The organism is Companilactobacillus mishanensis (assembly GCF_003946505.1).
Classification (GTDB): Bacteria; Bacillota; Bacilli; order Lactobacillales; family Lactobacillaceae; genus Companilactobacillus; species Companilactobacillus mishanensis.
The window spans coordinates 1-8,924 of the sequence record NZ_RHON01000020.1; the positions used below are offsets into that span (position 1 = coordinate 1).

General features: G+C 37.3%; 9 protein-coding genes. 3 read left to right on the forward strand and 6 right to left on the reverse strand.

Features of this window, described 5'->3' with window-relative positions; all coding sequences use genetic code 11:
* Nucleotides 1-214: 214 nt before the first annotated feature.
* The 4 genes from EKM63_RS11100 to EKM63_RS11115 form a co-directional block, all read right to left on the reverse strand.
* On the reverse strand, nt 215-436 hold the full coding sequence (locus EKM63_RS11100) for a hypothetical protein (RefSeq protein ID WP_125706611.1): 222 nt from the start codon (nt 434-436) through the stop codon (nt 215-217).
* A 234-nt stretch (nt 437-670) separates the two neighbouring features.
* Nucleotides 671-1,303: a matrixin family metalloprotease gene (locus tag EKM63_RS11105; protein WP_125706613.1), complete on the reverse strand. Its 633-nt coding sequence runs from the start codon at nt 1,301-1,303 to the stop codon at nt 671-673.
* A gap of 86 nt (nt 1,304-1,389) precedes the next feature.
* Entirely contained in the window at nt 1,390-2,325 is a 936-nt protein-coding gene (locus EKM63_RS11110; protein WP_125706615.1) for a nucleoside hydrolase, read from the reverse strand.
* The gene (locus tag EKM63_RS11115) at nt 2,322-2,774 is read right to left on the reverse strand and encodes a MarR family winged helix-turn-helix transcriptional regulator (RefSeq protein ID WP_125706617.1); all 453 of its coding nucleotides are present in this window, start codon (nt 2,772-2,774) and stop codon (nt 2,322-2,324) included. The genes EKM63_RS11110 and EKM63_RS11115 overlap by 4 nt, the downstream gene beginning before the upstream one ends.
* An 82-nt stretch (nt 2,775-2,856) precedes the next feature.
* Between EKM63_RS11115 and EKM63_RS11120 the strand changes: the two genes are divergently transcribed.
* The 3 genes from EKM63_RS11120 to EKM63_RS11130 all read left to right on the forward strand — a co-directional run bounded on the left by EKM63_RS11120 (nt 2,857) and on the right by EKM63_RS11130 (nt 5,592).
* Complete coding sequence (locus tag EKM63_RS11120) at nt 2,857-3,708, forward strand: fructosamine kinase family protein (protein WP_125706619.1); 852 nt, start codon at nt 2,857-2,859, stop codon at nt 3,706-3,708.
* Nucleotides 3,709-3,839: 131 nt separating this feature from the next.
* Nucleotides 3,840-4,478, forward strand: a complete 639-nt coding sequence (locus EKM63_RS11125; RefSeq protein ID WP_125706621.1) for an SDR family oxidoreductase — start codon at nt 3,840-3,842, stop codon at nt 4,476-4,478.
* 466 nt (nt 4,479-4,944) lie between these two features.
* Nucleotides 4,945-5,592 carry an NAD(P)H-binding protein gene (locus tag EKM63_RS11130; protein ID WP_125706623.1) on the forward strand — a complete coding sequence of 216 codons (648 nt, stop codon included), beginning with the start codon at nt 4,945-4,947 and terminating at the stop codon, nt 5,590-5,592.
* Nucleotides 5,593-5,709: 117 nt separating this feature from the next.
* On the opposite strand, the gene EKM63_RS11135 is transcribed toward EKM63_RS11130, so the two are convergent.
* Complete coding sequence (locus EKM63_RS11135) at nt 5,710-6,876, reverse strand: MFS transporter (RefSeq protein WP_125706625.1); 1,167 nt, start codon at nt 6,874-6,876, stop codon at nt 5,710-5,712.
* Between the two features lie 78 nt (nt 6,877-6,954).
* Complete coding sequence (locus EKM63_RS11140; RefSeq protein ID WP_125706627.1) at nt 6,955-8,382, reverse strand: carboxylesterase family protein; 1,428 nt, start codon at nt 8,380-8,382, stop codon at nt 6,955-6,957.
* Nucleotides 8,383-8,924: the final 542 nt, after the last annotated feature.

Genomic DNA, 8,924 nt, shown 5'->3' on the forward strand with positions numbered 1-8,924 from the left:
TAGTTGACCTCCGTAAATGTTGTTCTAGACAAACTTCATTTTACGCTGTCTCTGATGAGTCAGTTTTTATTTATAAAAGGTGTTGCACTTAGAGTGTAAATTCAAGAGTAAAAATATGAGGATCATTCTCTTTATTGTGGAATGATTCTTTTTTTATGGATATGACGTAACAAAAAAGCCACATCATTTCTGATGTGACTGCTTAAATATTAAGTTATTTTGACTTCGTAAATTTTGAAGAAACAAGAAGTGAGATATAACCTGCAAGTAAGAATAGTAACATAATGATCAACCCATTGATTATGTTAAAAATTGTACCATGCAGGTATAAATCTAGAAGTCTTCGAATTGGTTCTAAAATATTTAGAATAATCAAACTACAGATGAAATAGGAAACGAAATATGCAAAATTGAAAACTGATTTCTTGTTTTTCATATAGATCACATCCTCGTGTAGTATTCATATTCTTACAAACTAAAAAAATAAGTACCGTCTAAACTAGATGGAGACAGAAAAACGATTTGGTCTCAGCAGTCAAATTGTTCTTAACTGAGGAACTCAGTTTAGAACAAGACCCAGTTTTAAGATTTTCCCGAACTTGGAAAACATTAAAATGGCGTCGACTGCGTTCCAGACCGAAAAATCGTTTTTCTGTCGGAATCGGAATTCCTACTTGTAATAAGTATTGATTGCTTTGATATCTTTTGCTGTTATATCTGTGTTAGGTGTCTTGTACCACATAATTGTGCCAGTTGAATCTGCGAAAGAATCTTTCAAACCTAGTGCATGGCCCAATTCGTGTTCAACGATACGACGGCCAGTTACTGTCAAAGTATTTTGACCAAAATTATATCTAGATAGGTAGATCTTTGTAGAAACAACTTCAGTAAAACCGCCGGCATTCTTAGCAACGGTATTTCTAGTCAAACCATTTTGTGTATTTGATGTACCGTCATTTGTGAAATTGATGGATGCTTGATTCAACTTAGTTGTTTCGTAAAGGTTGACGTTTGTATTCATATTCCATTGAAGTGCGGCAGCACGGATGTCTTTTTTGACTCCTGTAGCGAGACCTGGATTAATGTAATAACCGATCGTGTTTCTTGAAAAATGTTCGTTTTGCATGATATCGGCATAACTTGTATTACGTGATGTCGTGTAGTTGCTAGCTGTTTTTGAAACTGTTAATGAGTCGCCTGAAACAGTCGTCGTAGCTTTTGCTTGTGATGCAGAAACACCGAAGATGGGTGTTAGTAGAAAGGCTGTAGCTGTCAACAATGCTAGTGACTTAATTTTTTTCATGATTTAGTAGCCCCCTCTGACTATTAATCTAATTATAATACAATAATGTATATTTGTTTGAAAAAAAATAAGACCCGAAGGTCTTACTAATTATAGCTTTTGATAGCATCGAAAATATATTTTACGAATGCATCTCTATCAACGTCTTCCAACACCTTAACATCATTCTTTTCGTCTGCGTAGATACGACGATCAGGGTATGTCATTCCACGGAATTGGTCATTTGTTAGTGAAACATCGATTGAGTAATTAGTACTCTTTGTGAATAACTCTGGGGCAATCAAACTGATAACGGCACAAGCATCATGAACTGGAATTTTAGTCATTCCTTTTGCAAGTTCAGCGCTTGAATAGAAGTCCAAAATAGCGTGTGCCATTTCGCCAACATGTCCTAAATCCTTGATGGAGTTGATTTCATCCATCAACATGTAGGCTTTGTTTTCAGTCAGATTCAAACCGGCAAGTGTAACGTCAACGTCGGAATCGAAAACGATTTGTGCTGCTTCCGGATCAACATAAGCGTTGAATTCTGATGCCAAAGTAATATTTCCTTGAAGTGTTGAACCACCCATAACGTAGATCCCCTCGATCTTGTCATGGATTTCTGGAAATGTCTTTAGCAACAATGCAACGTTTGTAAGTGGTGCGGTTGCAACGATACTGACTGGTTCGTCACTAGCAACGATTTTATCATGCATAAATGTGATAGCATTATCACTAGCAAGAGGATAATTTTGACTTTCGGCAGGAAAATCATAACCATCCATACCAGTTTTACCGTGGATCTCTCCGGCAGTTTCGATTTCTTTGACTAATGGACGATCTTGGCCAGATGCAAGTTCTGCATGTGAACCTAAGAATGTCAAAAGTTTTTTAGCATTTGCTGTGACATGGTCGAGCGTTACATTACCACCAACGGTCGTAACACCGATCACATCTGCAACTTCGGGATGTGCAAGTAAAACAGTTAAAGCGATTGCGTCGTCAATACCAGGATCGCAATCCATTATTACTTTTTTCATTGCTTCTTTACCTCACTTTGCTCAATGCTTTGCAATTTTTCGGGTAATTTTTGTAATGCATGTAAAAATCCGCGTCGTTCAAAGGCGCCTAAGCTTGAAAGTATCTTTTGGTCGTTTTCTTTCATAAACTCATCAATGTTCTTTTGTAGCTTTTTCGCCTTATGCAATACGGTGATTTTTTTCAATCTCGAATCTGACTCGACTGCTTCACGTTTGATTAGTTCTTTTTTCTCCATTATCTTGAGAATGTTTGTAGCAGTTGATCTTCGAATATTGAATTCAGCTTCAATATCTTTTTGAAAAACGTCCTCGTCATTTGGTAAGCCTGTCAAATAATCAATTATCTGAACTTGCGTACCTGTAAGATCATAATCAGATGCAAAATCGTTAACACTACGAGAAATCTCATTCGAAGCCACTTTAATCAAATGAGCAATATTACTCGACATAGGTATCCTCCCTTGATGCCCCATTAAGTTCCATCTAAAATTATATCATGAGAGTGTAGATTTTTGCGAAAGGAAGATGTAAATGCGACTAAATAAAGCTTGGTTTCAAGAACTTGGAATAGATAATGTAAAAGATTTTGCCCCAGTTTCTGGGGGAGACATCAATTTAGCTTTCAAAATTTCCACAAATGATGAAAATTATTTTCTGAAAGTCCAACCTAAAAACGATGAAACCTTTTTCGACCACGAAATTGAAGGACTTAATTTGATCAATGAAGTAGCTAATGCACCTAAACCAATAAAATCAGGAACTTTTGAACGTAATGGTTATTTGTTGATGAACTATTTGGAATTTGGAGAAGGTAGCCAAAAGGATTTAGGGAAAATGGTTGCTAAGATGCATGAAAAACATGCTCCACAATTTGGACTAGATCATAATATTGAGAATGCCAAAAATCCTAAGATAAATACTTGGCAAGATAATTGGTCAGACTTTTATATCAACCAGAGATTGAATGTTTTGGTTGAACAAATTAAAAAACATGGCGACTGGACAGTATACCGCCAGAGTTTAATGAATAGATTTCAAACCAAGATTCGTGAATATTATGCAGATCATAAAGTTGAGCCAAGTTTGATGCATGGTGATCTGTGGAACGGAAATGTTGGATTCCAAGCCGATGGTACACCAATTTTATTTGATCCAGATGTGTTCTACGGAAATCGTGAAATGGATATTGCGATGACCGTCTTATTCGGTGGATTCTCTCAAGATTTCTACGATGGATACAACGAGGAATATCCATTAGATGAAGGTTGGGAGTTACGAGTTCCTTGGTACCAAACTTATTATTTATTGGCACATGTCAATTTATTTGGTGAGAATTACGGTACCAGCTTAGAAAGTGCGCTTCAACAAAGTGTTGATTTGTAATATATTGGTACCGGAAACATAATTTTTATAATTATATGCTTACCTTCAATTAAACGAGAAGCTATTTTTGTGTTTAATTATCATCTCATTTATATTGAAGACAGAAATCAAAGAGATGGGAGAAATTAATTATGGCAGATGTATTAATTTTAGGAGCAAATGGACAAATTGCCCGATTAAGCGAAAATATTTTTCTAAGTGACACAGGGGACGACTTGAAATTATATTTGAGACGTGCAGATCGTTTACGTGATTTAGCAAATGACCGTGTTGAATTGATCGACGGGGATGCAACAGATGTCGACAAATTAGTAGAATCAATGAAAGATGTCCAAATGGTTTATGCAAACTTGGCTGGAAATAATATCGAGGATCAAGCCAAGGCAGTTGTCGAAGCCATGGGCAAAGCAGGAGTTTCACGTCTAGTATGGATTTCAACATTAGGTATTTATGATGAAGTTCCTGGAAAATTCGGTAAGTGGAACAATGAAACATTAGGCGACTACATTACAAGATATGCAGCAGCTGCTAAAGTTATTGAAGGTTCTGACTTGGATTACACTGTAATTCGTCCAGCTTGGTTGACTAACAAAGACGAAGTTGATTACGAGACAACACAAAAGGGTGAAGCTTTCAAAGGTACTGAAGTTTCAAGAAAGTCTATTGCACAGATTGTTGTTGATATTGCTCAGGTTCCTTCTAAGTTCAGCAAAGAATCTATTGGTGTAAACAAACCTAATACAGATGGTGACAAACCTAGCTGGTACTAGTTTAGTTGGAGGGTCACTTTCGCCTTAAGGCTCCGTACTGCGGGGGCGGAACGCCATGGGAAACGAGTGAGCCATAGTGCGGTCTCACTAGCTTTCCTTGTTGTAAGGCCGGCTTATGGCCGACCCAACAACAATGTCACGGCTGGCGCCCCGCTGTACTCCACCTTCGGGCTAGGTTTACTCAAACCTTTAGACTGTTAGGTGTCCACCTTGGTATAAATTTAGATAGTAGAATCTTGTTGTCAGTTTTATTGGCATTGAGATTTGGAATTCAATCTGTTTCGGATTGGATTCTTTTTTTGAGCTAGTTTTCATCTTGAAACTGGATAACCTCAAAAAGCTGAATCCATACTTTTTATTTTATACAGAACATGTTCCTAGTTGATTAGTGTAAAATTACAAGGCCTATAATTAGGGGAAAGCTTATTTACGTTTAAAACAGTAAAAATGACGGGGGATTCTGAATATGGCAGATATTTTAATATTAGGTGCTAACGGTCAAATTGCACAATTGAGTGAAAACATTTTCTTAGATTCAACAGGCGATAATATGAAGTTGTATTTGAGACATGCGGATCGATTGCGCGACAGAGCGTCTCAGTATGAAGACAGAATCGAACTAATTGATGGAGATACAACGGATGTTGATAAATTAGTTGGTTCAATGAGAGATATTGATATGGTATACGCCAACTTAGCTGGAGATAATCTTAAAGAACAAGCTGAATCAATTGTTAAGGCAATGCACGCGTCTGATAAAACTCGGCTAGTATGGATTTCAACAATTGGTATTTACGATGAAGTTCCTGGCAAATTTGGTGAGTGGAACAACAAGACATTGGCTGACTATTTACCAAACTATGCTGCTGGGGCCAAAGTACTTGAAGATTCAGATCTTGACTACACAATCATTAGACCTGCTTATTTAACTAATAAAGATGAAGTTGACTATGAAGTTACACAAAAGGGTGAACCTTTTAAGGGTACTGAAGTTTCGAGAAAATCGATTGCCCAAATTGTTGTTGATATTGCTCAGGATCCATCGAAGTTCAGTAAAGCATCAATTGGTGTCAACAAACCAAATACAGATGGCGATAAACCCAGTTGGGTATAGGCAAGCTGTTATCTGGCCTCTGTTGAAATGTATAAGATAAAAAGCTTCTACTATTAGATTCAAAATCTAGATAGTAGAAGCTTTTTTTAAATTAATCAATTTTAGCATGATAGGTTTTTAATTAGACTCCACCGCAGCATTGAGCTTGTGACGATTGAATAAGTAGATGATTGCTGTTAAAGGAACGATTAGTAACATCACTGGGTAAAAGAATTTTAGTGGAAAAATGGTTGGTAGGATTCCACCAATGATTGGTCCAACTGACATTCCAATATCACTTCCCAAATAATAAGTTGCATTGGCAAGGCCCTGTTCTTCCAAGGGGGCTAATAAAAGGGATGTTGATTGGGATACAGAAACCATAACTCCAAAGCCGACTGCCATTAATCCTGCTGCCAAGATCATTTCAAAGTTGTTTTGCATGATTGTTAAAAGAATGATGTAACCAATAGTTGCAATTATGCAGATAAAAAACCAAATACCGAATGAAACGGTATCAAAATAATTTTTTAATAGAATACGAATGACAATCAAGACAATTGAATAACATAAAAAGAAAAGACTTACGGTAATGTTCAAATGGCGTTCTTGAACGTACATGACAATATCTGCTTGGGTAACGAAGAAGGGAATAGACAATAACGAAAAGATGATTGCTACCGGTAAGGCATCCCGTTGAATGAGCTTAAAGTGTTGTTCTTCTGGCTTAATTATAGGCTTTGCATGATTATCGATTAATTGTATTACAACTACCATCGCCACAGCACTCAAAGCTGCCAGAATGATAATTAATTTATATCCTAGAAGTTGATAGATGCTGATTGCTAGGGCAGGAGCAATTGCCATTGCAAGTGCATTTAATAATCCGTAATAGCCCATCGCCGCTCCAAGATGTTGCCTTGGTACTAAATATGCCATCCAAGTTGCTAGACAAACGGTACACAGAACCAAACCCACACCGTTTATGATTCTAAAAAATAATAGTATGGGTGTGTTTATAGCAAAAAGGTATCCAAAATCTCCGACTGCACACAAACTACCACCGATTAGTGCAAGCCAATATTTAGAAATACGATCAGTTAAATTTCCGGCAAATGGTCTTAATATCATTGAAGTGATACTCATAACTCCAACAATAATACCCGCAAAAGCACTACTAATTCCTAAGCTTCGGGCATATCCATTCATTAGTGGGTTAACTGCTTGAATACTAAATTGATAAAAGAAAGTTGCTAACATGACGCAAATAATATCTTTTGAAAAAAACGAAAATTTCTTTGTCAAAACTTATTCTGCTCCTTTAAAATCTGTTTTAACCAAATAAAAAAGGTGGTTTTAACCACCTTTCTATTTAAAAATCAATTATGGACGAGGAACTCCTTTAAATAGTTCTAGTACAGTTTTGGCATGTTCAACTCCGTTATAAGGTCTTTGACCAATATCCTTGATGATTATTTGGTCCGGTTTCACTGGTGACCACAATTTTTCGTGTTGATCAGTAGCAAAGTTGAGTAGCGTTTGACTAATAAATTTATCACGATCAAGTTGTTCTTGACTGGCGTCAGGGGCTTCTTGACCAACAATACCGTACATATCAGTACCGTGATAAGCGGGTGAACCTTCAACTGGGCCGACACTCAGTTGATAAACGCGTCCACCAGCTTGAGCATGATCGTGTGCTTCCCGAATAGCTGGTATGGTGAAATTATAGTCTGTAAAGAAGCGAGTTCTGACATCGAGAGGTGAATCTTTGCCAGCGCCACAATGTAAAGCGATAGACTCAGCTTGTTTGCGTGGAATGTGGCAATCGTAAACCATTTCATCAATCACAGCTTCGATAGTTTTTGGATCAATATTATCTGGTAAATTAGCAGCATACCAACTTGCTTCAGCGGTTGTTGAAGTTATTATCAAATCAACATCCTTATGTTCTCCACTTTTAATAACGTCAGCAGGATTAGCTTTTAAAACACCATTTGGTAAAAATTCATCTTCGACAATACCGATTGAAAGTGTATCAATATTACCGCGTTTCAAAACATCGTTTGGCAAAGCTTTATTCATTGCATCCATTAACGATTTAGGATCAACAGTTAGTAATTGCTCAGGTGAAGAAAAGTCTAGGTTTTTCAAAACTTTGTCGGCTAATTCTTCAGCCCACCAGGCTGGAATATAACGTGCAGCATATCCAGAAAATGCTGCTAATCGGGTATACAATCCATCAGCTTCAGGTACCGCCAACAAAGTTAATAGTGAAAATGAGCCAGCACTGTGACCAGTAAGAGTGACTTGATTAGGGTCACCACCAAAAGATTCAATATATTGGTGAATCCATTTTAAGGCAAGGACCATGTCTTGCAGTCCCAAGTTGCTAGCATCTTTAAATTTTCCACCATATTGAGATAACTCAAGCCAACCAAGAGGACCCAGACGGTAATTAAGCGAAACGCCAATAACCTTGCCACTAGCAACCAGCCCAGATAAATCAGAAGTATCTTGAGAGTTAGCGCCATAAGTCCAACCACCACCGTGGATGTAAACAACAACAGGTAGTTTTTCAGTGACATTATCAGGAACCCAAATATTAAGATTCAAGCAATCTTCACTTTCACCTTTGTCAGAGTTTAAAAAAGCAGGATCCGTTAATTGCATAGAAGCCGGACCACTTTGACTATATTCAGAGTGAGAATCAAACGGAACAATTTGAGCTTTTTGGAATCGGTCAGCAGTACCATAAGGAACCCCAAGCCATTCTTGAACATTTTTAAATTTTTTATTAGTATGTGGCATTTAAAATATCCTCTTCAACATTTAGTTTGCTTAAGTTCAGCATATTTTTACTATAAACTGTACCTTAACGTGACAGTCAAGTAGAAAAAGGAAAAAGCAGAAATATTAAATAGGAAAAACATGGACAAGCCCGAAAGGGCAATGTCCATTAGATTTTGACTTTGGTTTTAATCCCATAAGCACCAACAAATAAGCAAACCACGCCCACCAACAAAAAAAGGTAAGGATTGTTTTTAACTGCAAGAGAGCTCAACCCCAGGTGTAGGAAGGGAATAGATTTTGCCTCAGTACTGAAGTTTGAGTTAGTTGGGGAATTGTCCCAACTTATCTCAAAGGCCGAGTTTGGAAACATCTCGTACTTTGAGATGGTTTCAAATCGTGCCCAGTACGTTCCAGGCAAAAAATCTGTTTCCTTCCGGAACCTGTATATTAGGTTTGAAATTAACCTAAGTATTCCTAATATTAGTAATCATAACTGGGCACTACATGATAACCTCTAATTGTCATTGGCTTTGGTCAACTGGTATAGGCTTGTTCCAGGT

What these genes read in the sequence shown, in the direction of transcription:
- EKM63_RS11100 (WP_125706611.1), bottom strand. Translation starts at nt 436, where the DNA reads ATGAAAAACAAGAAATCAGTTTTCAATTTTGCATATTTCGTTTCCTAT.
- EKM63_RS11105 (WP_125706613.1), bottom strand. Translation starts at nt 1,303, where the DNA reads ATGAAAAAAATTAAGTCACTAGCATTGTTGACAGCTACAGCCTTTCTA.
- EKM63_RS11110 (WP_125706615.1), bottom strand. Translation starts at nt 2,325, where the DNA reads ATGAAAAAAGTAATAATGGATTGCGATCCTGGTATTGACGACGCAATC.
- EKM63_RS11115 (WP_125706617.1), bottom strand. Translation starts at nt 2,774, where the DNA reads ATGTCGAGTAATATTGCTCATTTGATTAAAGTGGCTTCGAATGAGATT.
- EKM63_RS11120 (WP_125706619.1), top strand. Translation starts at nt 2,857, where the DNA reads ATGCGACTAAATAAAGCTTGGTTTCAAGAACTTGGAATAGATAATGTA.
- EKM63_RS11125 (WP_125706621.1), top strand. Translation starts at nt 3,840, where the DNA reads ATGGCAGATGTATTAATTTTAGGAGCAAATGGACAAATTGCCCGATTA.
- EKM63_RS11130 (WP_125706623.1), top strand. Translation starts at nt 4,945, where the DNA reads ATGGCAGATATTTTAATATTAGGTGCTAACGGTCAAATTGCACAATTG.
- EKM63_RS11140 (WP_125706627.1), bottom strand. Translation starts at nt 8,382, where the DNA reads ATGCCACATACTAATAAAAAATTTAAAAATGTTCAAGAATGGCTTGGG.